The organism is Pseudomonas acericola (SeqCode) (assembly GCF_053456465.1).
In genome coordinates, this window is the sequence record NZ_JBRFJB010000005.1 from 228346 (window position 1) to 255048 (window position 26703).

The 26703-nt window shown below is 63.6% G+C and carries 20 protein-coding genes; 14 read left to right on the plus strand and 6 right to left on the minus strand.

The annotated features are described in order from the left end of the window. The first annotated feature begins 103 nt into the window (after positions 1–103). The 9 genes from ACU688_RS20540 to ACU688_RS20580 all read left to right on the plus strand — a co-directional run bounded on the left by ACU688_RS20540 (position 104) and on the right by ACU688_RS20580 (position 9889). Positions 104–796: a response regulator transcription factor gene (locus ACU688_RS20540; RefSeq protein WP_448186175.1), complete on the plus strand. Its 693-nt coding sequence runs from the start codon at positions 104–106 to the stop codon at positions 794–796. Continuing rightward, positions 774–2132: a sensor histidine kinase gene (locus tag ACU688_RS20545; RefSeq protein ID WP_448186176.1), complete on the plus strand. Its 1359-nt coding sequence runs from the start codon at positions 774–776 to the stop codon at positions 2130–2132. Before ACU688_RS20540 ends, ACU688_RS20545 begins: the two co-directional genes overlap by 23 nt. 632 nt (positions 2133–2764) lie before the next feature. Continuing rightward, positions 2765–3778 carry an iron ABC transporter substrate-binding protein gene (locus ACU688_RS20550; RefSeq protein ID WP_448186177.1) on the plus strand — a complete coding sequence of 338 codons (1014 nt, stop codon included), beginning with the start codon at positions 2765–2767 and terminating at the stop codon, positions 3776–3778. Beyond that, positions 3779–5371: an ABC transporter permease gene (locus ACU688_RS20555; RefSeq protein WP_448186178.1), complete on the plus strand. Its 1593-nt coding sequence runs from the start codon at positions 3779–3781 to the stop codon at positions 5369–5371. Continuing rightward, the gene (locus ACU688_RS20560) at positions 5368–6411 is read left to right on the plus strand and encodes an ABC transporter ATP-binding protein (protein WP_448186179.1); all 1044 of its coding nucleotides are present in this window, start codon (positions 5368–5370) and stop codon (positions 6409–6411) included. Before ACU688_RS20555 ends, ACU688_RS20560 begins: the two co-directional genes overlap by 4 nt. Positions 6412–6615: 204 nt before the next feature. Continuing rightward, positions 6616–7380 (plus strand): COG4705 family protein, encoded by a 765-nt coding sequence (locus ACU688_RS20565; protein ID WP_448186180.1) that lies wholly within the window; start codon positions 6616–6618, stop codon positions 7378–7380. A gap of 23 nt (positions 7381–7403) precedes the next feature. Then, complete coding sequence (locus ACU688_RS20570) at positions 7404–7826, plus strand: hypothetical protein (RefSeq protein WP_448186181.1); 423 nt, start codon at positions 7404–7406, stop codon at positions 7824–7826. Positions 7827–7901: 75 nt separating this feature from the next. Next, entirely contained in the window at positions 7902–8567 is a 666-nt protein-coding gene (locus tag ACU688_RS20575; protein ID WP_448186182.1) for a response regulator transcription factor, read from the plus strand. Beyond that, entirely contained in the window at positions 8543–9889 is a 1347-nt protein-coding gene (locus tag ACU688_RS20580) for an ATP-binding protein (protein ID WP_448186183.1), read from the plus strand. The genes ACU688_RS20575 and ACU688_RS20580 overlap by 25 nt, the downstream gene beginning before the upstream one ends. A 300-nt stretch (positions 9890–10189) precedes the next feature. Here the strand turns inward: ACU688_RS20580 and ACU688_RS20585 are convergent, their stop codons facing one another. Further along, entirely contained in the window at positions 10190–12247 is a 2058-nt protein-coding gene (locus ACU688_RS20585; protein WP_448186184.1) for a TonB-dependent receptor, read from the minus strand. A 482-nt stretch (positions 12248–12729) separates the two neighbouring features. Here ACU688_RS20585 and ACU688_RS20590 point away from each other — a divergent pair, with 482 nt between their 5' ends. The 5 genes from ACU688_RS20590 to ACU688_RS20610 all read left to right on the plus strand — a co-directional run bounded on the left by ACU688_RS20590 (position 12730) and on the right by ACU688_RS20610 (position 20286). After that, positions 12730–15150, plus strand: a complete 2421-nt coding sequence (locus tag ACU688_RS20590; protein WP_448186185.1) for a TonB-dependent receptor plug domain-containing protein — start codon at positions 12730–12732, stop codon at positions 15148–15150. A 62-nt stretch (positions 15151–15212) separates the two neighbouring features. Next, positions 15213–16826, plus strand: a complete 1614-nt coding sequence (locus ACU688_RS20595) for an ABC transporter substrate-binding protein (protein ID WP_448186298.1) — start codon at positions 15213–15215, stop codon at positions 16824–16826. After that, positions 16823–17773, plus strand: a complete 951-nt coding sequence (locus ACU688_RS20600; RefSeq protein ID WP_448186186.1) for an ABC transporter permease — start codon at positions 16823–16825, stop codon at positions 17771–17773. The genes ACU688_RS20595 and ACU688_RS20600 overlap by 4 nt, the downstream gene beginning before the upstream one ends. 3 nt (positions 17774–17776) lie before the next feature. After that, complete coding sequence (locus ACU688_RS20605; RefSeq protein ID WP_448186187.1) at positions 17777–18676, plus strand: ABC transporter permease; 900 nt, start codon at positions 17777–17779, stop codon at positions 18674–18676. After that, positions 18673–20286 (plus strand): dipeptide ABC transporter ATP-binding protein, encoded by a 1614-nt coding sequence (locus ACU688_RS20610; protein WP_448186188.1) that lies wholly within the window; start codon positions 18673–18675, stop codon positions 20284–20286. Before ACU688_RS20605 ends, ACU688_RS20610 begins: the two co-directional genes overlap by 4 nt. Positions 20287–20434: 148 nt before the next feature. Here the strand turns inward: ACU688_RS20610 and ACU688_RS20615 are convergent, their stop codons facing one another. The 5 genes from ACU688_RS20615 to ACU688_RS20635 all read right to left on the minus strand — a co-directional run bounded on the left by ACU688_RS20615 (position 20435) and on the right by ACU688_RS20635 (position 26676). After that, entirely contained in the window at positions 20435–21310 is an 876-nt protein-coding gene (locus tag ACU688_RS20615; RefSeq protein WP_448186189.1) for a DMT family transporter, read from the minus strand. 116 nt (positions 21311–21426) lie between these two features. After that, entirely contained in the window at positions 21427–22923 is a 1497-nt protein-coding gene (locus ACU688_RS20620; protein WP_448186190.1) for an aldehyde dehydrogenase, read from the minus strand. Beyond that, positions 22923–23825, minus strand: a complete 903-nt coding sequence (locus tag ACU688_RS20625; protein ID WP_448186191.1) for a dihydrodipicolinate synthase family protein — start codon at positions 23823–23825, stop codon at positions 22923–22925. The genes ACU688_RS20620 and ACU688_RS20625 overlap by 1 nt, the downstream gene beginning before the upstream one ends. 38 nt (positions 23826–23863) lie before the next feature. Further along, the gene (locus ACU688_RS20630) at positions 23864–25195 is read right to left on the minus strand and encodes an MFS transporter (protein ID WP_448186192.1); all 1332 of its coding nucleotides are present in this window, start codon (positions 25193–25195) and stop codon (positions 23864–23866) included. A gap of 161 nt (positions 25196–25356) precedes the next feature. After that, positions 25357–26676, minus strand: a complete 1320-nt coding sequence (locus ACU688_RS20635) for an NAD(P)/FAD-dependent oxidoreductase (RefSeq protein ID WP_448186193.1) — start codon at positions 26674–26676, stop codon at positions 25357–25359. Positions 26677–26703: the final 27 nt, after the last annotated feature.

Consider the following 26703-nt stretch of genomic DNA (forward strand, 5'->3'; position numbering starts at 1 on the left):
GGCTCGAATCTAAACTTTAATTTATCTGGCGGCGACGTAGCGCCCCCCAAGGCTTTGCCACACTATGCCACCTCTGCCCCGAAGACGTGACCGGTTCTCTGCCATGACTCATGTTCTGGTCGTTGAAGACGACTTAACCACCGCCCGCGAAATCGAACTGGCCCTCAGTGACTACGGTTTCAGCGTGACCACCGTGCTCAACGGCCGCGACGGCCTGCTCAAGGCGCTGAGCGAGCCCTTCGACCTGATCGTGCTCGACCGCATGCTGCCCGGCGGCGTCGACGGCCTCGGCGTGCTCACCGCCCTGCGCGCCGCTGGCATTACCACGCCGGTGTTGATCCTCAGCGCGCTGAGCGCCCTCGACGAGCGCGTGCGCGGGCTGCGGGCCGGGGGCGACGACTACCTGACCAAACCCTTCGAATTCATCGAGCTGACCGCCCGCCTGGATGCCCTCAACCGCCGCCGCGCCGAACCTGCGGCGCCGGCACAGGAAACCCACCTGCGGGTGGCCAACCTGGAGGTCGACTTGTTGCGCCGCACCGTGCGCCGTGGTGATCGCATCATCGAGTTGGTGCCCCGTGAATACGCGTTGCTCGAATACCTGATGCGCAACGCCGGCCAGGTGATCACCCGCACCATGCTGTTTGAAGCCGTGTGGAACTACAGCTATGACGAGCGCACCAACGTGATCGAAGTCCACATCGGCCGCCTGCGCCGCAAGATCGACGGCGAAGGCGATGGGCAGATGATCCAGACCGTACGGGGAGCTGGCTATGTCCTCCGTTCGCCTGAGTGAAATCCCGCGCACCATCAGCTTTCGCACCGGCCTGCTGTTCCTCGGCTTGTTTGGCTGCTCGTTCCTCGCGCTGTTCGGCTACATCTATTGGCAAACCGCGTTCTACTTGAAGACCGAAGCGGATACCGCGCTGTATCGCCAAGTGGACAACCGCAGCGCCCAGGACCCTGACCTGCGCCTGCATGAAATACGCAAGCACGTGCTGCAAGACACCGAAGCGCGCCTGCCCCACAGCCTGTTCGACGCCAACGGCCAGTTCATCGCCGGCGCGATCCGCCAGTTGCCGCCGTACACCGCGCTGGACAAGCCCCAGGAGTTTCGCTGGCTCAAGGCCAACGGGCATCACCGGCCCGTGCGGTTTATCGTGCATCGCCTGGAGGACGGCAAGCTGCTGCTGGTCGCCCAGGACGTGCATGACATCCGCGAATTCGACGAGTTGCTGATCAACGCGCTGATCTCCGGCGGCCTGCTGTTACTGCTGGTCGGTCTGGCGGGCGCGGTGGTGCTGGGTTACTCGGCGCACCGGCGGCTGGACAAGGTCAGCCGGTCGATCAAGGGCATCATCGAAGGCGACCTCACCGGCCGCCTGCCGGTGCGCGGCAACAACGACGACATCGACCGCCTGGCGTTGGTGGTCAACGGCATGCTCGATGAACTGGAGCGGTTGATGAGCGAAGTCAAAGGCGTGTGCGACGACATCGCCCACGACCTGCGCACCCCGCTGACCCGCCTGATCGCCGGCCTGGAACGCGCACAGCGGCGCGACATGGCGCCGCCAGACTACGCCGCCAGCGTCGATGCCGCGCTGACTGAAGCCAAGGGTCTGTTGCTGACCTTCAAGGCCCTGCTGCGCATCTCCGAAATCGAAAACAGCGCACGCCGCAGCCACTTCGCCCCGGTGGACCTCAACCTGATCGCCGCCGATGCGGCCGAACTGTATGAACCGCTGGCGGAAGAACGCGGCACCACCCTCAGCCTCGACAACAGCCAGGCCCCGGCGGTGATGGCCGGGGATGCGCAGTTGTTGTTCGATGCGCTGTGCAATCTGCTGGACAACGCCATCAAGTTTTCACCCGACCACAGCCACGTGCGCTTGAGCGTCATCGCCGATGGGGCTGGGGTCGGCATTCATGTGACAGACAACGGCCCGGGCATTCCCGAAGGCGAACGCCAGGCGGTGCTGCGCCGGTTGTATCGCGCGGAAGCGAGCCGGCATACGCCGGGGAATGGGCTGGGGTTGAGCATGGTCGCGGCGGTGGCCAGGTTGCATGATTTGAAACTGACGGTCAGTGATGCGGGGCCGGGGTGTCGGGTGGAGTTGGTGGGGCGGGTGTGAGCACACCCACAGACACTGGAAATCCCTTGTGGGTGCAGGCTTGTGTGGGAGCGGGCTTCCTCGCGAAGGCGGTATGCCAGTCGCCAAAAATGCTAGCTGACCCACCGCCTTCGCAGGCAAGCCAGCTCCCACATTTGAATTGCGCCTGGCTCAAAAAATAGGCACACCCGCAATCCCCTGTGGGAGCGGGCTTGCCCGCGATGGCGGCGTGCCAGTCGCCAAAAATGCTAGCTGACCCACCGCCTTCGCAGGCAAGCCAGCTCCCACATTTGAATTTGCGCCGGGCTCAAAAAATAGGCACACCCGCCATCCCCTGTGGGAGCGGGCTTGCCCGCGAAGGCGGTGTGCCAGTCGCCAAAAATGCTAGCTGACCCACCGCCTTCGCAGGCAAGCCAGCTCCCACATTTGAATTTGCGCCGGGCTCAAAAAATAGGCACACCCGCCATCCCCTTTGGGATCGGCACTGTCTGATAGACCCCATCACATTTGTTAACCGTTTCTTTGACGTTTTTTTCTCATTCCCCGCTCTACATTCGCCGCGCCCAAACATGCAAATGATTCCTATTGGTCTAGTCTCAATCGACCACCAGCGGACTTCCCGTGCAGCCATAAAAACCCGGAGCGCTCACCGCATGACCACTCGTCTTCCGTCCTTCCTCAAAACAGCCCTGCTCGCCACTGCCTTGCTCAGCGCCGGGCATGTCTATGCCGCCGATTCGGTGGGCATCGTGGTGTACAACGCCCAGCACGAAAGCCTCACCAAGGCGTGGGTCGAGGGGTTCACCCAGGAGACCGGGATTCCGGTGACGATCCGCAACGGCGATGACACCGAGATGGGCAACCAGATCGTGCAGGAAGGCGACGCCTCCCCCGCCGATGTGTTCCTCACCGAGAACTCTCCGGCCATGGTGCTGGTGGACAATGCCGGGCTGTTCGCGCCGGTGGCGCCCGCCACCCTGGAACAAGTGGACGCCGCCTACCGTCCGGCCCATGGCAAGTGGATCGGCATTGCCGCGCGTTCCACGGTGTTTGTGTACAACCCGAGCAAACTCAAGGAAGCCGACTTGCCCAAGTCGCTGCTGGACCTCGCGTCCCCCGACTGGAAAGGCCGCTGGGCCGCCTCGCCGGCCGGTGCCGACTTCCAGGCCATCGTCGCCGCCGTGCTGGAGCTGAAAGGCGAAGCCGCCACCCTGGACTGGCTCAAGGCTATGAAGGCCAACGCAAGCATCTACCGTGGCAACAGCGCCGTGCTCATGGCGGTCAATGCCGGCCAGGTGGACAGCGGTGTGATCTATCACTACTACAGCTTTGTCGATCAATCCAAGACCGGTGAAAACAGCAAGAACACCAAACTGCATTACTTCAAACACCAGGACCCGGGCGCGTTTGTGAGCATTTCCGGCGCTGGCGTGCTGGCTTCCAGCAAACATCAGGAACAGGCCCAGGCCTTCGTGAAGTGGATCACCGGCAAAGACGGCCAGGCGATCCTCAAGGACGGCAATTCGTTCGAATACGCTGTCGGCCAGAACGCCCAGTCCAACCCCAAGCTGGTGCCGCTGGCGCAGCTGGACGCGCCCAAGGTGGATGCCTCCAAGCTCAACAGCAAAAAAGCCGTGGAGTTGATGACCCAGGCCGGACTGCTCTGATTGTTGCCTGAAACGTCACTCCAAAGCGTCGCCCACGCGGCGCCACGTAGACGCAGCCACAGCCTGTTCAGGGGCCGTGGCGGCACGTGGGTCACCAGCCTGTCGGTGCTGGTTTCGCTGTTGGCGCTGCTGCCGATTGCTTTTGTGGTCGGCGTGTCGTGGCAGATCGGCTGGGCGCAGATCGAGGCGTTGGTGTGGCGCCCACGGGTCGGCGAGCTGCTGGTTAACACCGTGCTGCTGGTGTTGCTCACCCTGCCCTTGTGCATCGCGCTGGGCGTGGCCCTGGCCTGGCTGACTGAGCGCAGCAACCTGCCGGGCCGCCGCGTGTGGTCGTTGTTGGCGGTGGCGCCACTGGCGGTGCCGGCGTTTGTGCACAGCTATGCGTGGGTCAGTTTGGTGCCGGCGATCCATGGTTTACCGGCAGGCGTTTTGGTGTCGGTGATTGCCTATTTCCCGTTTCTGTACCTGCCGGTGGCGGCCACCTTGCGTCGGCTGGACCCGGCGATTGAAGACGTCGCCGAGTCCCTGGGCCTCAGGCCCTGGGCGGTGTTTTACCGGGTGGTGTTACCGCAGCTGCGCCTGGCGATCTGCGGCGGCGCCCTGCTGGTGGGCCTGCACCTGCTGGCCGAATACGGCCTGTACGCGATGATCCGTTTTGATACGTTCACCACGGCGATCTTCGACCAGTTCAAGTCCACGTTTAACGGCCCGGCGGCGAATATGCTCGCGGCGGTATTGGCCCTGTGCTGCCTGGCGATGCTCACCGTCGAATCCGCCGCACGCGGCCATGCGCGTTATGCGCGAGTCGGTTCCGGCAGCGCCCGTGAGCAGCGCATTGTCGAACTGGACACCCGCACCACCCTGCTCGCCCTCGGCCTGCAAGCCGCGACCTGCGCGCTGGCCCTCGGCGTGCCACTGGTCACGCTGGGCAAATGGCTGATCGCCGGTGGCAGCGAGGTCTGGCAGTTCGGCGAGCTGTTGCCGGCGCTGCAACAAACTGTGCAACTGGGGATTGCCGGGGCGCTGTTGACCACCTGCGCGGCGGTGCCGATTGCCTGGTTGTCGATCCGCGCGCCGGGGCGTTTGCAGCGCATCCTCGAAGGCTGCAACTACATCACCAGCTCGTTGCCCGGCATCGTCGTGGCCCTGGCCCTGGTCACGGTGACCATCCACTTCGCCCGGCCGATCTACCAGACCACCCTTACCGTGCTGCTCGCCTACCTGCTGATGTTCCTGCCCCGGGCGCTGGTGAGCCTGCGCGCCGGCATCGCCCAGGCGCCGGTGGAGCTGGAAAACATGGCGCGCAGCCTCGGCCGTTCGCCGGGCCGTGCGTTGTGGCTGATCACCATGCGCCTGGCTGCACCGTCTGCCGCAGCGGGTGCGGCGCTGGTGTTCCTGGCGATCACCAACGAATTGACCGCAACCTTGTTGCTGGCACCCAACGGCACGCGCACCCTGGCCACCGGTTTCTGGGCGATGACCAGCGAGATCGACTACGCAGCCGCCGCGCCCTACGCGCTGATCATGATCCTGCTGTCACTGCCGTTGACCGGCCTTCTCTATCACCAATCCAAACGCACGGCAGGCCGATGAACGCCCTCGAACTGAACGCACTCTGCAAATCCTTCGGCGCCCAGCGCGCCCTGGCGGACGTCAGCTTGTCGGTGCCGACCGGCAGCCGCACGGTGATCGTCGGGCCGTCCGGCTCGGGCAAGACCACCTTGTTGCGGATGATCGCCGGCTTTGAGTTTCCCGATACCGGCAGCCTCACGCTGAACGGCCAGACCCTGGTGGACAACACCCACGCCGTGCCCGCCCACCAGCGCCAGATCGGCTACGTGCCGCAAGATGGCGCGCTGTTCCCGCACATGACCGTGGCCGACAATATCGGCTTTGGCCTGGCGAGCCAGGGCGAGGCGCGCCGCGAACGCATCGCCGAGTTGATGGACAGCGTGGCCCTCGACGCCAACATGGCGTGGCGCTGGCCCCACGAGCTGTCCGGCGGCCAGCAGCAACGCGTGGCACTGGCCCGCGCCCTGGCGCAACAGCCACTGCTGATGTTGCTGGATGAGCCTTTTTCCGCCCTGGACACCGGGCTGCGTTCGGCGATGCGCAAGATGGTCGCGCGGCTGCTCAGCGATGCGGGCATCACCACGATCCTGGTGACCCACGATCAGAGCGAAGCGCTGTCGTTCGCCGATCAACTGGCGGTGATGCGCCAGGGCCGGCTGGTGCAGTCGGGCCATCCGATGGACCTGTACCAATACCCGATTGATGAACAGACTGCGTTGTTTCTCGGCGAGGCGGTGGTCATGCCCGCCCGGGTCGAAGCCGGTTGGGCGCACTGCGACCTGGGGCGCGTGGCGGTGGACAGCAAGCTCGACCACGACGCCACCCGCATCATGCTGCGCCCTGAGCAACTGCAACTGAGCACCAGCGACCTTACCGGCTGCCCAGGCGTAGTCATCGAGCGCGAGTTTGGCGGCAATACCTGCACGCTGACCGTGAAGCTGCACGCCAACGGCCACGCGATCCTGGTGCGCAGCTCCGGCCTGCAAGCGCCGCCGATGGGCAGCGTGGTGCACCTGACCACCCTGGGCCTGGCGCATATCCTGAAAAAACACCGCAACTAAGCGTGTTTGATCGTTCCCACGCTCTGCGTGGGAATGCTCCCTGTGACGCTCTGCGTCACCCTTACGTAGGCGGGACGCGGAGCGTCCCAGGAGGCGTTACCACGCGGAGCGTGGGAACGATCAGCACCCTCAGTCCCAGCTAAGTTTTGTGCTTTACCTTTTCTCCTGCGCCAACCACAGCGCGGTCAAGGAGGGGTAAGCCCGATGAATGCCACAGCAGCCCGTTGGCTGAACAAAGTACCCGAGGTCTCGCTGGCCTTCTGGGTGATCAAGATCCTGTCCACCACCGTGGGCGAAACCGGCGCGGACTACCTCGCCGTGGAGGCCGGCTTCGGCGCCGGCTGGACCAGCCTGGGCATGGCCGCGCTGCTGGCCGTGGCGTTGTTCGGCCAACTGCGCACCAAGGCCTATACGCCGTGGATCTACTGGTTGACCGTGGTGTTGGTGAGCATCGTCGGGACGCAAATCACCGACATCCTCACCGACAAACTCGACGTCAGCCTCTACACCAGCACGGCGATTTTCTCGGTGCTGCTGGCGCTCAATTTCATAGTCTGGTACCGCACTGAACGCAGCCTGTCGATCCGCGACATCGTGACCCCGCGCCGCGAATGGTTCTACTGGACCACGGTGCTGTGCACCTTTGCCCTCGGCACCGCCGCCGGCGACCTGGCCACCGAAGCGCTGGGCCTGGGCTTCACCGTGGGCGCGATGATTTTCGCCGGTTTGATCGGCGTCGCCCTGCTGGCCTGGCGCCTGGGAGCCAACCCGGTGTTGACGTTCTGGATCGCCTACATCCTCACCCGCCCCTTCGGCGCGTCCCTTGGCGACCTGCTGACCCAAGCCAAGACCTACGGCGGCCTGGGCATGGGCGCCAACTGGACCAGCGCGATCTTCCTCTGCGTGATCGTGCTGCTGGTGGCCGTCGCGCAACTCAGTGTCGTCAATCGCAAAACCATTACCCAATGACTACTCACCTCAAGGAAACCCTTATGCGCCCTATGCAAAACCTGATTCGCCGCGCGGCCATCGCCGGCGCCATTGCCCTGCTGAGCATCGCCACCGGCTGCTCGAAACCGGCCGACAAACCGGCGAGCGGCGCCAGCCCGTCCACCAACCAACGCCAGGCATCGAAGCTGGGCGACCTGTCGGAGTTCCGCAACATTGCCGTGGACGTCTCCGCCCTGGTCGCCAAAAACGACCTGGCGGGCGCCAAAGCCCGCATCAAGGACCTGGAAAGCAGCTGGGACTCCGCCGAAGCCGGGATCAAGCCGCGTGCCGCCAACGACTGGCACGTGCTGGACAAGGCCATCGACCACGCGCTCTCGGCGCTGCGTGACGGCAACCCCAACAGGGCCGACTGCAAGGCCTCGATGGATGACCTGCTCAAGGCCTTCGACGCGATGAAAGGCTGACGCTTGGCGCCACAGGTGCTTCACTACACACGCGGCGATCACCTCGCCGCGTTGGCTATTTCAGCGGAGAGCGCGATGCGCATATTGCTGGTCGAAGACGACCCCATGATTGGCGACGCGATCCAGCGCGCCCTCAGCGATGCGAGCTATGCCGCCGACTGGGTCAAGAACGGCCTCACCGGCCTGGCCGCCCTCGACACCCATCCCTACGACCTGGTGCTGCTGGACCTGGGCCTGCCCGGCAAGGACGGCCTCGATGTGCTGGACACGATCCGCGCGCGCAACAACCCGGTGCCGCTGCTGATCATCACCGCCCGCGACAGCCTTGACGACCGCTTGCGCGGCCTGGATGGCGGCGCCGATGACTACCTGCTCAAGCCCTTCGACATTCCCGAGTTGCTCGCACGCATCCGCGCCGTGCTGCGCCGCAAAGGCGGCAGCGCGCAGTCGGTGCTGGGCAATGGCGTGGTATCGCTGGACCTGCTGTCGAAGCAGGCCACTATCGACGGGCAACCCGGCGTGGCGCTGTCCAGCCGCGAGTTTGCGTTGTTGCAGGCTTTGCTGGTTCGCCCGGGGGCGATTCTGTCGCGCAGCGAATTGGAAGACCGCCTGTATGGCTGGGGCAACGAAGTGGAAAGCAACGCCATCGAGTTCCTGATTCACGCGTTGCGGCGCAAGTTGGGCACTCATGTGATCAAGAACGTCAGGGGCATGGGATGGATGGTTTCAAAAGGCGTTTGAGTGAATCGGTGCAACTGCGCCTGTCAGTGACGCTGTCCCTGGCGATTCTGTTGGTGGCGCTGCTGGCCAGCGTGTTCGCGTTTGTCTCGGCGTTCGAGGAGGCACACGAACAGCAGGACGAGACCTTGCGCCAGGTGGCCATGCTGTACGACCGCCAGCAGATGACCTTGCAGTACCCGCAGGGCACAACCATCGACGGTGATGACGAAGAAACCCGCTTGATCATCCAGCACCTCGGTGACGGCGCGCACGCCACGGGCAGCAACGATGAAGCGCTGCCGCTGCCCTTCCCCGCCAGCCTGGCCGACGGCCTTTCCACAGTCGAGGTGGCAGGCGAAGCCTTCCGCGTGCTGGTGCGCACCACCGCCCACGGCGAGCGCATTGCCGTGGCCCAGGAGTCGGCGGCCCGGGACAAGGACGCCCGCGAAAGCGCGTGGCGCAGCCTGTTGCCATTCCTGATCCTGTTTCCGGTGCTGTTGCTGGTGGTCGGCGATCTGGTGCGCAAGTTGTTCCGCCCGATTGGCGTGCTGGCGGCGCAGATCGACCGGCGCGCCGAGCACCAACTGCACCCGATTGACGAGCAACACCTGCCCACCGAAGTGCGCCCGTTTGTGGTGGCAATCAACCGCCTGCTGGCCCGGGTCGGCCAGTCGATGGACACCCAGCGGCGCTTTGTCGCCGACGCCGCCCATGAGCTGCGCTCGCCGATGACCGCACTGGCCTTGCAGGCCGACCGGCTGGCCGGCGCGGACCTGTCGCCCGAGGCCCGCGAGCGTTTTGTGCCGTTGTCCCGAGGCATCGAACGCGGGCGCAAACTGATCGACCAGCTGTTGAGCCTGGCGACGGCGCAAGCCACCTCGGAACGTGCGGAAACCGAGCTTTCGGTGCATGAGGTGTATCGCCAGGTGCTGGAGGATTTACTGCCGCTGGCCGAGCGCAAAGGCATCGATATCGGCGTCGACAGCCCGCAGGACGTGCAGGTGCGCTTCAACGAAATGGACCTGTTCGCCCTGGTGAAGAATCTGGTGGATAACGCCATCCGCTACACCCCGGAGGGCGGGCGCATCGACCTGTCGGTTACGGTGATGGCGGACGCGGTGCAGTTGCAAATCAAGGATTCGGGGCCTGGGATTGCCGTGGCGGAACAGGCGCGGGTGTTCGACCCGTTCTATCGCAGCCTGGGCACCGATGAAGCCGGTTCCGGGCTGGGGCTGTCGATCGTCAAGGCCATCGCCGAGCGCACTGGGGCGCGGGTGGAGCTGGGGTTCAGCGACCCGGTGGCACAGCGTGGGTTGTGTGTTTCGGTGTGGATTGCTACCTAGATCCCAGACACAAATCAGATCAAATGTGGGAGCTGGCTTGCCTGCGATGGCGGTGGATCAGACAACACACCTGTAACTGACCGACCGCTATCGCAGGCAAGCCAGCTCCCACAGGGATTGGCTGTGTTTGTGAGATCTACAGCCGAACACCGTCGGCCCTATCAACACAGTTCAAAATGTGGGAGCTGGCTTGCCTGCGATGGCGGTGGATCAGGCAGCACACCTAAAACTGACCGACCGCTATCGCGGGCAAGCCCGCTCCCACACTGGCTCGGTGCAACCTTGTGAATGGGGCTCTAGCTACATGTCGTACCGCACCGCCATGCCAAAGGTGCGCGGCGCACCAGCGTCGATGATTTCGTCGTCGCGGTTGTTGGTGACGTACTGCTTGTCGAAGGCATTTTTCACAAAGCCCGACACCGCGACGTTTTTAGTGACCTTGTACTCGCTGCTGAAGTTGGCCAGCACGTAGTTGTCGCTGCGACGCTCGCCCGTGACCTTGCCCGCAGCGTTGAACTCGTACGCCGACGGCGCACTGCTCTGGTAGGTGACGTCGGTGTTCAGCGTCAGGCGTTCGTTGACGCGGTAGAGGGCCCCCACCGATGCCTTGTACTTCGGCGCATACAGGAAGGCTTCGCCGCTGCGGTCCTGGCCCCGGTCGGTGACGAAGTCCTTGTACTGGCTGTCGGTGATCGCGCCGCCGAAGGTCAGGGTCAGTTGTTCGCTGAGGTCTTTCTCGACGAACACTTCCAGGCCCTTGATGTCGCTGCGACCGGCGTTGTAGACGTTGATGATATTGGTGTTGGCCTGGCGCACGCTGACCTGCTGGTCTTTCCAGTCGGTGTAGTAGAGGTTGGCGCGGGTGCGCAAGGTGTCGTCGAAGAATGAACCGCGATACGACAGCTCGTAGTTGGTGGTGTATTCCGGGTCGTAGGCCTCGTGGCCACTGCCGGAACGCACGTTGACGCCGCCGCCGCGATAGCCCTTCTGCACCATGAAACCGAGGTATTGGCCGGCGGCGAGTTCGTAGTTGAGGCCTACTTTGGGCAACAAGGCCGCGAAGGATTTGTTGACCTTGCCCGCATCGGACAGGTCGTCCTGCTTGATGTTCGTGTCGTTGGACTCGCGGTCGTAGCGCAGGCCGGTGATCAGGGTCCAGCGCGGGGCGAAGGTCCAGTCGACTTCGCCAAACAGCGCCTTGTTTTCAATGGTGGTAGCGCCTTTGACCGTGGCCGCCAAGTCGCCATCGAACAACAGCTGGTCGTGGAAGTTGTTGGTGTTGTGGCCGTAGTAAGCGCCGACAAAACTCTTCACCGTGTCCGAGCTGTAGTTGAGGCGCAGTTCCTGGCTGAACAGGTTGCCGTCCTGGCGACGACGGATCACTTCGTTGTCGACGGCGTTCTGGTCGAAGTCCAGGCGGTTGTTGTAGTCGGAGGCGGTGTTGGCGGTGAGGCTGGTCAGCGACCAGTGCTCGTCGAGGCGGTAGTCGAGCTTGGCGCTGACGGTGTCCTGGATCAGGTTGTCGTAGGCCTCGGTGTCGGAGGAAATCTTGTAGTAACGCACCTTGTCCTTGTTGCGCATCACCGAGTTGTCGCCCTGGCGGTGCTCGTTGTGGGCGTAGGTCAGCAGCACATCGAGGTCGTCGGTGGGCACAATCAACAATTTGCCGCGCGCATTGCTGGTGCGATGGGGGTTGGCGTCTTTGCCCAACGCAATGTTGTCGATGTAGCCGTCGCCGTCCTGATAATCCAGGGCGATACGCCCGGCGATCTTGTCGTCGACGATGGAACCGCCACCGGCCACAGCCGCGCCTTTTTCACCGTAGTTGCCCACGTTGGTTTGCGCCGAGAAGGTTGGTTGGAAGGTCGGGTTGCGGGTCTGGATCACCACGGCGCCGGCCAGGGAGTTGCGGCCTTGGGTGGTGGACTGCGGGCCGAGGAACACTTCGACCTGTTCCACATCCCACAAGCCGGTCGGCGTCAGCGTGAGGGTACGGTTGGGCTGTACGGCGCCATCGACATACACCGACACCGCGCCATTGAGGGTGGCCGGGCCCTGGTCGTCGAAACCGGACACCGGCACACCGCGAATCCCCCAGTTTTCATTGCCGGCCTGGCTGTACACGCCGGGCGTACGGGCGAACACATCGACCAGGCTGTGGTCGGCCTTGTCGCGCAGTTGCTGTTCGGTCACCACTACCACGCTGGACTGGGTTTGCTCCAGGGTGCGGTTGATTTTTTCGCCGCTGACCGTGATCGGCGCGATTTCCAGGCTGTTGCTCTCAGCCGCCCAGGCCCCGCTCGCCAGGCACGCCATGGACCCTACGGCCATCGCGATTGTAGTTTTTTTGACATTCACGCCCTGCACCCCTACGCCAGATAGTTATTGTTTTTGCTGCAGGCGAAAGGTGGCCAGACGCCAGCGGGGCGGAGTTTATGCGATAAAAATGCCGAAATAAACAGAATTGATAATCCATCTCATTCGCGACGCAACCCGTCAAATGTATCCAACTCAACACACCCCACCCGATCGTTCCCACGCTCTGCGTGGGAATGCCGCTTCGGACGCTCTGCGTCCGCTTATGTGACGCAGAGCGTCACGGGATGCATTCCCACGCGGAGCGTGGGAACGATCATCAATGCAGGTCATGAAAATTAATAATTTTATAAATTATCTAAATAACAATATTTAATAATTAGCTTATTCGAAAAAAGAATTTCACTCAGGTTTTTTATAGTAATAAATTCAGTTCAACCCCACCTTAATCGTTTCCCCTACAACGCTTTCGAAGCTGTACCCACGCCACGGGCCAGTACCAGAATTAATGGACTATTGCTGACATGCCCGATATCGCCTGCGCCCTACCGCTGAAGAAGTTCCACCTGTCCTTGCTGACCAGCTCCCTGCTATTGGCGGCCGCGCCGTCGTTTGCCGATGACGCCAAGCTCGACACCGTGACCGTGATCTCCACCGGCCTGCGCGGCCAGGAGCGCACCGTGGCCGACAGCCCGGCGCCGATTGACGTGATCAACAGCGACCAGTTGCTCAAGACCGGCCGTGCAGAGTTGTCCGAGGCGATTGCCAAGCTGCTGCCGTCGTTCAACTTCGGCACCAATATCGCCGGCTACAACTCGGTGACGCGGCCCTTGAGCAACCGCAGCCTCGGCCCGGCGTACACCCTGGTGCTGGTCAACGGCAAACGCCGGCACAACGGCGCCACTGGCCAGCGCGGTTCCATCGACAACAGCGGCGCGAATGCGGTGGACATCGACCTGATCCCGGTCAGCGCCGTGGACCATATCGAAGTGCTCAAGGACAGCGCGGCCGCGCAGTACGGCTCGGATGCGGTGGCGGGCGTGATCAACATCATCCTGAAAAACACCAAGAGCGGCGGCCACCTGGAAACCAGCTACGGCCAGCTGTTTTCAGGCGAAGGCGAGACGATCAAGGTGGCGGGCGACCAAGGCTTCGAGCTGGGCCAGGGCGGCTTTTTCCACCTCTCCGCCGACGCGCGCAAACGCGGCAATGCGTCGTGGAACGACAAGGCCGACAGCAGCGTCAAGGCCTTCAACGACCCGGCCAAGGAAGCCGCCTGGGACCGGGTGGCGATCAAGAACGGCGACCCCGACCTCAAGGCCTTCAACCTCGCCTACAACGCCGAACTCCCCCTGGAAAACCTCACGCTGTACTCGTTCTCCACCTACGGCGAACGCGATGCAGAAGCCGCCAACTATTTCCGCCTGCCCACCGGCACCGCCGCCGTGCCCGAGGTGTTCCCCGACGGTTACTTCCCGCTGAACAACATCAAGGACCGCGACTACCAGTTGCTGTTTGGCGGCAAAGGTGAACTGGCCGAGTGGAACTGGGACCTGAGCACCACCTACGGGCGCAACAATGTGCACCACTCCAGCGACCTGAATATCAACCCGTCCCTGGGCACCGCGTCACCGACCAAATTCGACAACCTGGCGACCTTCCGCTTTGAACAATGGGTGAACAACCTCGACTTCACCCGCCGCTACGACAGCCTGTTCAACCTGACCTCGCCGGTGCAGGTATCCGCCGGCCTGGAACATCGCTGGGAGCATTTCAGCACCTTCGCCGGTGACCGCGAGGCCTATATCACCGGCACCTACCCCGCCGCGTCCGGCGCGCAGGCGGCGGTGACGATCCGCCCGGAAGATGAAGTCAGCCTGATCCGCAACAACGTCGCCGGCTACCTGGATTTGGGTTTTGACCTGACCGATAAATGGTTCCTGGATGTGGCCGGTCGCGTCGAACATTACGACGATGATTCGGGCAACACCTTCGGCCTCAAGGTCAATTCACGCTATGAGCTGACCGACAGCGTGGCCGTGCGCGGCACCGTCGGCACCGGCTTCCGCGCGCCGTCGCTCACGCAGATCGGCTACACCGTCGCCGACAACCGCGTGGCCCTGGATGCCGACGGCAACGTGGTGCCCGCCGTGACCCGCCTGACGCCGTCGGGCAGCAACCTGGCCAAGGCCCTCGGTGGCGATGACCTCAAGCCGGAAAAATCGCGCAACCTCGGCCTCGGCCTGACCTGGCAACCGGCGCCGCGCACCAGCATCACCGCCGACGCCTACCTGATCGACATCGACGACCGCATCGCCCTCACCAGCAACATCTACGACCGTGGCAACGGCGCGATCAACGCGATCCTCACCGCCCAAGGCGTGCCGTCCGGCACCTGGGTCAACTACTACACCAACGCCTTCGACACCCGCACCAAGGGCCTGGACGTGGTCGCCGACCACACCACGCCGCTGGATGCCTATGGCGATGTGCGCTGGAGCCTGGGCTTCAACTGGAACAAGACCACCATCCAGGACAGCCGCGACACCCCGGCCGCGCTGGCCAACACCGGCGTGACCCTGGTGGGCCGCGACCGCGCCGGCGACCTCACCGACGCCTCGCCCAAGACCAAATGGATCCTCGGCGCCAACTGGAAGATCGACGACCTCGCGGTGAACCTGCAAACCGCGCGCTACGGCGCGGTCAAGACCCTGGCGGTCAACCCCAGCGGCGATCGCAGCTTCGGCGCCAAATGGATCACCGACCTCGACGTGAGCTACACCTTCGTCGACCACCTCACCGTGAGCATCGGCGGTACCAACATCTTTGATGTGCGCCCCGACAAGCACGCGGTGTACAGCAACCTGGGCCTTGCGGCCTACGGCAACCCGCCGTTCTACCCGGGCGGCGGCTACTGGTACACCAAGCTGGCCTACGACTTCTGATCCACACCGTGCATGCACCCGAACCGCCACATGAGGGCTAACCATTGACTACCTCCAACTTGATGAGCCGCTTGCTGGCCCCGTGCGCCCTGGCGCTGGCCCTGGCCGGTTGCTCGCCTTCGGGTGAGCAGGCCCAGGCCAACAAAACCCTGAACATCGCGTTCTTTGGCGACAACACCATTCTGGTCAGCGTCGACCCGTTCCAGGTCTATTGGCTGGAACACCGGGTGCTGCTGCGCAATGTCGCCGAGTCCCTCACCGACCAAGACCCGGAAACCGGCAAGATCATCCCGTGGCTGGCCAAAAGCTGGGAGGTCAGTGACGACGCGCTGACCTACACCTTTCACCTGCGCGACAACGTGACCTTCAGCAACGGCGAACGCTTCGATGCCAAGGCGGTGAAGACCGCGTTCGACAGCGACAAGGCCCTGGCCACCGAGCTGCCCGCCACGTTTGGCGCGACCTACCTGGCGGGTTACGACCACGCCGAAGTGGTCGATGACTTCACCGTCAAGCTGGTGCTGTCGCGGCCCAACGCGGGGTTCTTGCAGGCCACTTCCACCACCAACCTGGCGATCCTCGCGCCCGCCTCCTATGCGCTGACCGTCAAGGAGCGCTCCCTGGGCAAGATCATCGGCACCGGGCCGTTCGTACTGGCGAGCTACACCCCGGAAGTCGGCGCGCACCTGACCAAACGCAAAGGCTACGCGTGGGCCTCGGCCAATATGAAAAACCAGGGCGAAGCCCATCTGGACGCCATCGACGTCACCTACATCCCCGAAGAAAGCGTGCGCAACGGCCTGTTCCTGCAAGGCAAGGCCGACATCCTGTGGCCGCGCAACCCGTTCTCCGAAGTGGACCTGAAGCTGTTCCAGTCCAAGGGCGCAACCATCCAGAGCCGCTCGCTGCCAGGCCCGGCGCTGAACCTGTACCCCAACACCCGTGGCGAACGCATCCTCGCCGACCGGCAAGTGCGCCTGGCCGTGCAGAAGTCCATCGACCGCACGAGCTACGCCAGCACCGTGTACAACGCCGAGTTCCCGGTGGTGCAAGGCATCTTCGATGTGACCACGCCCTTCGCCAAGAGCCAGGCGGCCAAGCTCGGCTATGACCCGGCGGGCGCCGAGCAGCTGCTGGATCAAGCCGGCTGGGCCAAGGGCACCGACGGTTACCGGCAGAAAAACGGCAAGCGCCTGAGCCTGAGCTACAACATCAGCCCAGCGGAAACGGCCGGCGACGTGTTGATCCAGGACCAACTGCGCAAGGTCGGCATCGAGTTGAAACTCAGCGTGGTCACCCGCGCCGAGTGGGTGGCCAACAACTCCGCCGGCAACTACGACCTGACGATCAACTACATGACCCGCGCCGACCCGATCATCCTGCAAACCATCCTCGACCCACGCACCGCCAACAGCTCCACCGTGGCCACCAACACCTATGAGCCGGCCACACTGGAAAAAGCCAAGGGCTTGTTCGATGCCGGCATCACCGCCACCCAGGGCCCACAACGCGCAGCGGCCTATGGCGCCCTGCAAGACCTGCTGATCGATGAAAGCTCGGCGTTCCCGGTGTATGAGCGGGTGTGGCAGGCCGCGACGTCGGCCAAGGTGAAAAACTTCCGCTGGACCGCCGAAGGTTTCGCGCTGCTGGGTGATATCGAGATCGGCACGCCATGAGCCGCTACCTGATCGGCCGGGTCGGCCAGGCGCTGCTGGTGTTGTGGGGCGCCTACAGCATCACCTACTTCATCCTGTATCTGCTGCCGGGCGACACCCTGTCGCTGATGCTCAGCGCCTCGGGCATGGAGGCCGATGCGCTGTCGGTGGAAGACCTGGCCAAGGCACGGGCTTATTACGGCTTGGACAAGGGCGTGTTCGAGCAGTACTTCGACCTGCTGTGGGGCGCATTGCGCGGTGACTTCGGCCAGTCGCTGTCGATGAACCGCCCGGTGGCTGAATTGCTGGTGGAGCGCCTGCCGCAAACCCTGTCCCTGGCCGGTCTGGCCATTGTGTTGTCGTTGCTCGGCGGCATCGGCCTGGCCTACCTGACCGCCTACGTCCGCTGGCAACCGTTGAAAAAGGCCCTGACGCGCCTGCCGTCGCTGGGCTTTTCGGTGCCGGTGTTCTGGATGGGCCTGTTGCTGATCCAAGTGTTTGCGTTTGGCCTGGGCTGGTTTCCGGCCACCGGCAGCAAGGGCTTTGAAAGCCTGATATTGCCGGCGGTGACCCTGGCGATTCCCAGCGCGGCGGTCTACGCCCAGGTGCTGCAACGCAGCTTCCAGGGCGTGTGGCAAGAGTCGTACATCGTCACCGCCTACGCCAAGGGCCTCAGCCGCGGCCAGGTACAGGCGCGCCACGGCTTCAAGAATGCGGCGTTGCCGATCCTCACGCTGATCGGCTTGCAGGTCGGCAACACGGTGTCTGGTGCGGTGCTGGTGGAAACCATTTTCGCCCGCTCCGGCATCGGCCGCCTGGCCCAGGAAGCCGTGTTGCGCCAGGACATCCCGGTGGTGCTGGCCATCGTCGCGGTGTCGGCGGCGGCGTTTGTGCTGGTCAACCTGCTGGTGGACCTGCTGTACCCGTGGCTCGACCCGCGTATCTCCCACACGCCAAAGGTGTCCTAGACCATGACCATCCTTGAGCAGAACCTGCGTGGCAAAGCCCTGCCGGCCAGCCACCCGCTGTGGCGCCGCCGCAGCCGCCTGCAACGCGCCACGGCGGTGTTGCTGCCGTTGCTGCGCAAACCCGGTTTCAGCCTGGCGCTGCTGCTGGTGCTGTTCGCGCTGGTCTCGGCCGTGGTGCCGCACCTGCTGACCAGCTTTGACCCCTACGCCACGTCCCCCGCCGACAAGCTGCGCGCGCCCAACTTCACCCACTGGTTCGGTACCGATGAACTGGGCCGCGACCTGTTTACCCGGGTGGTCTACGGCGCGCGCCTGTCGATGCTGGCGGCGTCGCTGGCGGTGGGCATTGCCCTGGTGGGCGGGCTTGGGCTGGGCATCCTCTCGGGCTTTGCCGGCGGGCGGATCGACTCGCTGATCATGCGCTTTGTCGACGTACTGCTGGCCCTGCCCGGCGTGCTGCTGGCCCTGGCGATTGTCACCGCGATTGGCTTTGGCACGGTGCCGGTGGCTATCGCCGTGGGCGTCGGCATTATTCCGGGGTTCGCCCGCACCACCCGCGCCGAAGTGCTGCGGGTCAAGACCCTGCCCTACGTCGAAGCCGCGCGCCTGGGCGGCGCCAGTTGGGGGCGCACCTTGCTGCGCCACATCCTGCCGAATGCCTGGGGCCCGGTGGCGGTGTTGGCCACCCTGGATTTCGGCGCCGCGATCCTTGCCACAGCCGGGTTGAGTTTCCTCGGTTTCGGCGCAGTGCCGCCGGCTGCCGAATGGGGCACGCTGATCGCCAACGGCCGGCACTTCTTGATCACCGCGCCGTGGGTGTCCCTGTTGCCCGGCCTGTTCCTGGTGGCCGTGGTGTTCAGCCTCAACCATATCGCCCGCACCTTCGAGGAGACCCAGCGATGAGCGCTTTAGTGGATGTGCGCCAACTCAGTGTCAGCTACCGTTCCGGCGGGCAACTGACTCCCGCAGTTAAACAACTGTCGCTGGCGATTGCCGAGGGTGAAACCGTGGCGATTGTCGGCGAGTCCGGCTCGGGCAAATCGACCCTGGCCAACGCGATCCTCGGCTTGCTGCCGGACAACGCGCAGATCAGCGGCGGTGCGCTGTGGATCGCAGGCAACGACCTGACCCACGCCAGCGAACGCCAGAAGCGTGGCGTGCGTGGCCGCACGGTCGGGCTGGTGCCCCAGGACCCGATGGTCAGCCTCAATCCGACCTTGCGCGTCGGCCAGCAGATCGCTGAAGCGCTGATCCTGGCCCACGGCAAACGCTACCCTGGCGTGGATGCCGATATTGTCGAGCTGCTGCAACAGGTGGGTATCGACAAACCGGTGTTGCGCGCCCGCCAGTACCCCCATGAACTCTCCGGTGGCATGCGCCAGCGGGTGCTGATCGCCATTGCCCTGGCCGGCAACCCGCGCCTGATTATTGCCGACGAGCCCACCAGCGCCCTCGACGTGACCGTGCAGCGCAAGATCCTCGACCACCTGCAACGCCTGGTCAGTGAGCGCGGGATTTCGCTGCTGATCATCACCCACGACCTCGGCGTGGCCACCGACCGCGCCGATCGCATCCTGGTGATGCAGCAAGGTGAACTGGTAGAACAAGGCCCGCCCCGGCAGATCCTCGACGCGCCCCGGCACGACTACACCCGCGCCCTGATCGCCGCCGCGCCGGCGTTCGCCAGGCGCCGTGAGCCGTTGCTGAACCTGGACCCGACGCAGGCGCCGATCCTCAGCCTGCACCACGTCGGCAAGACCTTCGCGCTGCCCAAGGTCAAGGGCGAAGCCAGCACCTTCCTGGCCCTGGAGGACCTGAGCCTGGAGGTGTACCCCGGGCAGACCCTGGCGATTGTTGGCGAGTCCGGCTCGGGCAAAAGCACGGCGCTGCGCATCGCCCTCGGCCTGGAAAAACCCAGCCACGGCCGCGTGCACTTCGAACAGCAGGACATCACCGACCTCAGCTGGCGCGAATTCCGCCCGCTGCGCCAGCGGATCCAACTGGTGCAGCAGAACCCATTCGCCGCCCTGGACCCGCGCTTGACGATTTTCGACAGCATCGTCGAGCCGCTGGAATCCTTTGGGTTGCTCAAAGGCGCCGCCCTGGAACAGGCCGCGCGCGAACTGATCAGCCGCGTGCACCTGCCCGTCAGCTACCTGGACCGCCTGCCCCGCGAACTCTCTGGCGGGCAATGCCAACGCGTCGCCATCGCCCGCGCCCTGGCCTTGAAACCCGATTTACTGCTGCTGGATGAACCGGTCAGCGCCCTGGATGTGTCGGTGCAGGCGCACATTCTCGACCTGCTGGAAGAGCTGCAACGGGAGATGGGCATTGCCTATGTGCTGGTGTCACATGACCTGTCGGTGGTGGCCAACTTTGCGCATCAGGTGTTGGTGTTGCGCCATGGCCGGGTGATCGAACATGGTTCGGTGGAACACATCTTCAACCGGCCCGCGACGGAGTACACCCGCGAGCTGATCGCGGCGATTCCGGGGCGGCAAGCGGCGGCGTGAGGACCGGTCCGACTCGGTCAAAAAATGTGGGAGCGGGCTTGCCCGCGATAGCAGTGTGTCAGTCACCGAATGCATCAGCTGACACTCCGCCATCGCGGGCAAGCCCGCTCCCACAGGTACAGTGTTTGTCCTTAACTGACAGACACCATCACTCGGTCACCGCAACGCGCTTACCCTCCCCCTGCGCCGACATCAAGATCGCCAGCACAATCAGCGCCGCACCCGCGAGCATTCGCCATGAGGGCGCTTCGTGGAACAGCCACCAGGCGCAGGCGATGGCGTACACCGGTTCCAGCGAGATGATCATGCCGGCGCTGCGGGCGTTGAGGCCCTTGAGGCTTTTGACGAACAGGGCCTGGGACACGGCGGTGCACAGCACGCCGAGGATGGCCAGGTGGGTCCAGTCAACGGCACCGAGATCCACCAGGTCAAACACCGCAAACGGGGCCATGATCGCAGCCACCGTCGCGTTCTGCCAGAACACCACTTGCACGCCATTGCGCCCGTCGGTGGCGCGGCGGTTGGTCATGGCCAGCAAGGCAAACGACAGCCCCGAGGCCAGGCCCCACAGCAAGCCGACGGTGCCCTGGTTGGCGAGTTCGAACGACGGCGTCACCAACACCAGGCCCAGGGTCACCAGCAGCAGCAACAGCGCCTCGGCCAGATGCGGTCGGTCTCGGAAGACGGCCATGTCGAGCAAGGTGATAAAGGCCGGGAAACTGGCAAAGCCAAGGGTGGCAACCGCCACGCCACCGACCTTGATCGCGATGAAAAAGGTCACCCAATGCGCGGCGAGCATCAGCCCCGAGAGTGCATAAATCGAGAGTTTCCTGAGGTTCAGGCCGCGCAGCAACGCACGGTCTTGCAGCTGTGCGAACACCGCCAGGGCCAACAGCGCGAACGCTGCGCGGCCAAAGGTGATCACACTGGCGCTGGCATGGATCAGTGCGCCAAAAATACCGGTCAAGCCAAACAGCAGTGCAGTGATATGGGCAGAAGTAAGGGCAGTACGATAGGCAGTCATGAAAAGAGCTTCGCGAAAACGAGCTGGGCCGTGGACTTCTTATTGTTGACCCGGTTGGAAGAGAGGCGCCTCAATCGCCGCTTGCGTGGAGCTTTGTAGAGAGGCGCCTGTTTTTTTTAGCCTTCGGACGTGTCGATCCAGATGGTCTTGATCTCGGTGTACTGGTCGTGGGCCCAGATGGACTTGTCACGCCCGCCGAAGCCGGACTGCTTGTAGCCGCCGAACGGGGTCGAAGCATCGCCCTCGCCGAAGCAGTTGACGGTGACGATACCGGCGCGGATCTCGCGGGACAGCTTGATCGCATGGCGCAGGTTGTCGGTGTACACCGACGCGGCCAGGCCGTAGATGGTGTCGTTGGCCAAGGCGATGGCTTCGTCCAGGGTGGTGAACGTGGTCACGGTCAGCACCGGGCCGAAGATTTCCTCCTTGAACAGCAGGCTATCAGCGCTGACGCCGTCGACCACGGTAGGCTGCACGTAGATACCGTCTTCGGTCTTGCCACCGAAGACCACGCGCAGGTTTTCGTGGCCGGCCTGTACCAGATAGGAACTGACTTTGTCGAAGTGCGCCTGGCTGACCATCGAGCCCAGGCGGTTGTCCGGGTCCAGCGGGCTGCCCATCTTCCAGGCCTGCAATTGCACGCCGATGCGCTTGAGCAGCTCATCCTTGACGTCGGCGTGAACGATCAGCCGCGACGAGGCCGAGCAGTTCTCGCCCATGTTCCAGAACGAACCGTTGACGATATGCCCCGCCACCAGGTCCAGGTCAGCGACATCGTTCATCACCACAGCCGGGTTCTTGCCGCCCAGTTCCAGGACGATGCGCTTGAGGTTGGACTCGGCCGCGTAGTGCAGGAACAGGCGGCCGGTGTCGGTGGAGCCGGTGAAGCTGACCATGGTCACGTCCATGTGCCGGCCCAACGGCTCGCCGACTTCGCGACCGCCGCCAGACACCACGTTGAACACGCCATCCGGCACGCCAGCCTGGGACGCCAGCTCGGCCACGCGCAGGGCGGTCAAGGTGGTTTCCTTGGCCGGCTTGACGATGATCGAGCAACCGGCCGCCAACGATGGCGCGATTTTCCAGGCGAGCATCAGCAGCGGGAAGTTCCACGGCAGCACCAGGCCGACCACGCCGATGGCTTCGCGCACCACCAGGGTCAGGGCGTCGTGGCCCACCGGCGCGGTGTTGTCGTAGATCTTGTCGATCAGCTCGGCGTGCCAGCGGATCATGTGGATGGTTTCCGGCACGTCGGTCAGCTGGCACTCGCGCACCGGCTTGCCGCTGTCCAGGCTTTCGAGCACGGACAGTTCGTGGGAGTGCTGCTCCAGCAGGTCGGCAAAACGCAGCAGGACTTTCTTGCGCGTGCCGGGGCTGAGCTTGTGCCAGCGGCCGTCGTCGAAGGCTTGCTTGGCCGAGGCCACGGCGACGTCCACGTCGGTGCTGTTGCACGCGGTGATTTCAGCCAGCACGTCACCGGTGGCCGGGTTGGTGGTGGTGAAGGTGTTGCCCGACACCGAGGTGTAGGGCGCGCCGTTGATAAAGGACGTGGTGGGGAACTGGATGTCCTTGGCAATGGCCGCGTATTCGGCGGCGCTGAGCAGGTGCGTCATCATGCACCTCCGACGATTTGCGCAACGTCGCGCTTGAGGTTGGTGATCACGGCTTCCAGTGCCTGCTTTTCGTCCTCGAACAGCGGTTGCAGCGGCGCACGCACGCTGCCGGTGCGCAGGCCGTTGAAGGCGCAGCCGGCCTTGATCGCCTGGACGAATTTACCGCCTTCGAGGAAGTCCATCAGGGGCATGAAGGCGCTCATGATCTTGCGGCCCTTGTCGAAATCTTTTTCGATCACGCAGGCTTCGTACAGGGCGATGTGTTCACGCGGCACGAAGTTGGAACCGGCACACACCCAGCTGCGTGCGCCCCAGGCGAAGAATTCCAGGGCCTGGTCATCCCAGCCGCAGGACAGCGCAATGTGCGGGTATTGGGTGGCCAGGCGGTGGACCTGGGCCATGTCGCCCGAGCTTTCCTTGATCGCCACCACGTTTTTCGAGGCGCTGACGGCCTTGAAGTACTCGTCGCCCATGCTCACGCTCATGCGGCCCGGGTAGTTGTAGAGCATGATCGGCAGGCCGGCGGCCTGGTCCACGGCCAGCGCGTGGATGGCGTTTTCCTGTTCGGTGGGCAGCGCGTACGGCGGCGAGCCAACGAGGATCGCGTCGGCCTTGATGGCGCGGGCGGCCTTGGCGTATTCCACCGAATCTTCGGTGCGGATGGCGCCGGTGCCGACGATCAGTGCGACGCGGTTGCCGATGACTTCCTTGGCGTGGGCCGCCAGATCGATGCGCTCCTGGGCGGTGTGCGCGTAGTACTCGCCGGTGGAGCCGCCGATGATGATGCCGTGCACTTTGGATTCGATCAGGTATTCGAGCACGTCAGCGAAGGCTGCGTTGTCGATCTGGCCGGTGGCGGTCAATGGGGTGATTGCCGGGGTGTAGATGCCTTCAAATTTCATGGGTGTTTCTCCAACAGTGAAAGGGCTGTATGTTTCGCTCAGCTGCTCAAGGCCGCTGCGTCCCGCAGGTTCAACGAGCGTGTTTCCGGGGCCATGGCCCAGGCGGCGGCCAGGCCGATAAAGGTCACGCCGGCGGCGACGTACATGGTGTTGCCGATGCCAATCGAGGTCAGCGACAGCGGCACTAGGTAGGTGCCCACGGCGGCGCCAACCCGCGACAACGAGGTGCCGATGCCGACGGCAAAGGCGCGGATTTCGGTGGGGAACAATTCATTCGGGTACACCAGTTGCAGCACCTGGGCACCGCCGATGAACACGGCGTAGGCGCCGAACAGGCACAACACCAGCAGTTCATGGCTGTTGGAAAACGCCGCCAGTAGCAACAGCGCCAGGCCTGACCAGAGGAAGCTGTGAATCAGCATGCTGCGCCGGCCGATGGTGTTGATCAGCCGGGTGGCGAGGATGCAGCCGACCACAAACAACAAGGTGATGAACATCGAGCCATAGGAGGCCCACTCGCCTTTCAGGTTGAGGGCTTGCAAGACTTTGGGGGCGAAGGCGTAGACGGCGAACACGGGGATGATCGAGCACGACCAGAACACCGAGACAAAGAACAGGCGCTGGCCGTAGCCCGAGCGCAACAGGTCGCGGAAGGTCATCTTGCGTTCGTCCGGTTGCTCCGGCAGGTCGCGCAGCGAATAGTGCGGGCCGTAGACACGCTGGATCACCTGTTCGGCCTCGGCGTCGCGGCCTTTGCTGAGCAGCCAGCGCGCCGATTCCGGGGTGCCCAGGCGCAGCACGAACAGCACCAGGCCGATCACCGCCGCACTGGCCAGCGCATAGCGCCAGGCGTCGTCGGCGCCGGTGTTGATGATGGCGTTGCCGACCACATAGGCAAACGCCGCACCGGCGAACCACAGGATGGTCAGCGCGGCGAGCCGTGGCCCGCGTTGTTTCTTTGGCAGGAACTCCACCAATAACGAAGTGGCCACCGGGTATTCAATGCCCACGGCCAGGCCAATAATGAAACGCAGGGCAAACAATAGCCACGCCGATTCAACCCAGAACTGCGCCAGGGAACACACAATAAATAACGAAGGGCCAATGAAATAAACTTTCTTGCGCCCCAACTTATCGGTCAACCAACCACCGATAAAACCGCCAAAGAACACGCCAATCAAGGCCGATGCGGCAATCAAACCCTGCCAGAACTCGGTCAGTTGCAGGGCATCGGTGATCTGCAACATGGCAATCCCGATAATGCTTAAAACATAACCATCGACAAATGAACCCCCGCCCGAACGGGCAGTGAGTACACGGTGAAAGTTATTAAGAGGTACATCCTCAACTGAGGCATTCGGACTTGTCATTATTATCTCCTACTTCGCTTCGTTCATTCGCCGGGGTACAACGCACACTTGAAATCCAGGCGAATGAAAGCCGTCTCAATCAGAAACCGCAGTCGCTGAAACGCCTGCTGTTGTCCAATCAATAGATTAAGTTCGGTACTACTTCTCTTGAATGTTGCGGATCAGCTTTCCTGGCCGGCGCGGCTTTGTCCCCATAACAAGTTCATGTTTACACCCGCTGATAACAGCGGCTCCGGTGGGTTTCTGCTGGGGCCCGGGGACGTCAACAGGAAGTCCACCAGGTGATTGCTTTTGCCCGCCAGCCACTCGGCCAGTAAGGTGCCGGTGACGGTGCCGCGGGTCACGCCCAGGCCATTGCAGCACAGGGCGCCGTAGACGTTTTTGGCCAACTCGCCGAAGTGCGCCATGTGGTTGCGCGACAGGCTGAGGGAGCCGCCCCAGGTGTAGTCGAAGGTGACGTCGCGGTGCAGCGGGAAGCGCCGGTCGAAGGACTCTTTGTGGCGCTTCACAAAGCGTTGCAGGTACTTGGGGTTGCTGCGCCCGTCGGCGTTGTAGCTGAAGCTGTTGCGCACCAGCAGACGGTTGTCCACGGTGCGGCGCAGGGTGGTGCCGAAAGGGTCGGCGGGAATCACGCCCCAGAACGGGTCGCCGCCCAGGCGCGCCTGCTCGTCTTCGCTCAGTGGCCGGGTCAGGCTGGCGTAGGTGAAGATCGGCAGCATGCGGCTTTTAAGGAAGCCGAAGCTCATAGCGAAGGCGTTGTTGGTGAGCACCAGTTTGTCGGCGATGATGCGGCCGTTTTGGTGGGTCAGCACGGTTTTGTCGCCGTACTCGACGGCGGTGATCGGGGTGTTTTCGTACAGCGTCACGTTGGCCGGCAAGGTGTCCGCCAGGCCTTTGACCAGCGCCGCCGGTTGTACCAGTGCGGTGCCCGGGGTGAACAGTGCCTTGCGATAGAAATCGGTGCCGATGCGGCTGGGCAAGTCAGCGGCTTCGATCACCTGGTAGGCCTGGCCGAGCTTGTCGAGACCACGGCGGTAGGCGTCCAGCACGGCAATGCCACGGTCTTCGATGGCGGCCTGGTACTTGCCGCAATCGCGCCACTGGCAGTTGATGCCGTGCTGCTCGACCAGCGCGCGCAGCATGGATTGCCCGGCGAGGTTGAGTTCCATGCTGATCCTGGCGGTGGCGATGTCGCCGATATAGTCTTCGGCGCCGATGTCGTGGGGCAAGTCGATGGCAAAGCCCGCGTTGCGCCCGGAAGCGCCGTAGCCGACTTCCTGGGCTTCGATCAACACGATCTCGTCATCCGGGAAGTTCAGCGCCAGTTGCCGCGCCGCCGCAAGGCCGGTGAACCCTGCGCCGACCACGGCCCAGCGCGTGGCGCTGACACCGCTATGGCGCGGGCGTGCCACGCGCGGCGGGCTCAGGTGGAACCAGCCACAGGTTGAATCGTCTGCCGGGGTGTTTCTGATGAGTGCCATTATTCGCGACCTGGGTTCTTTTATAGT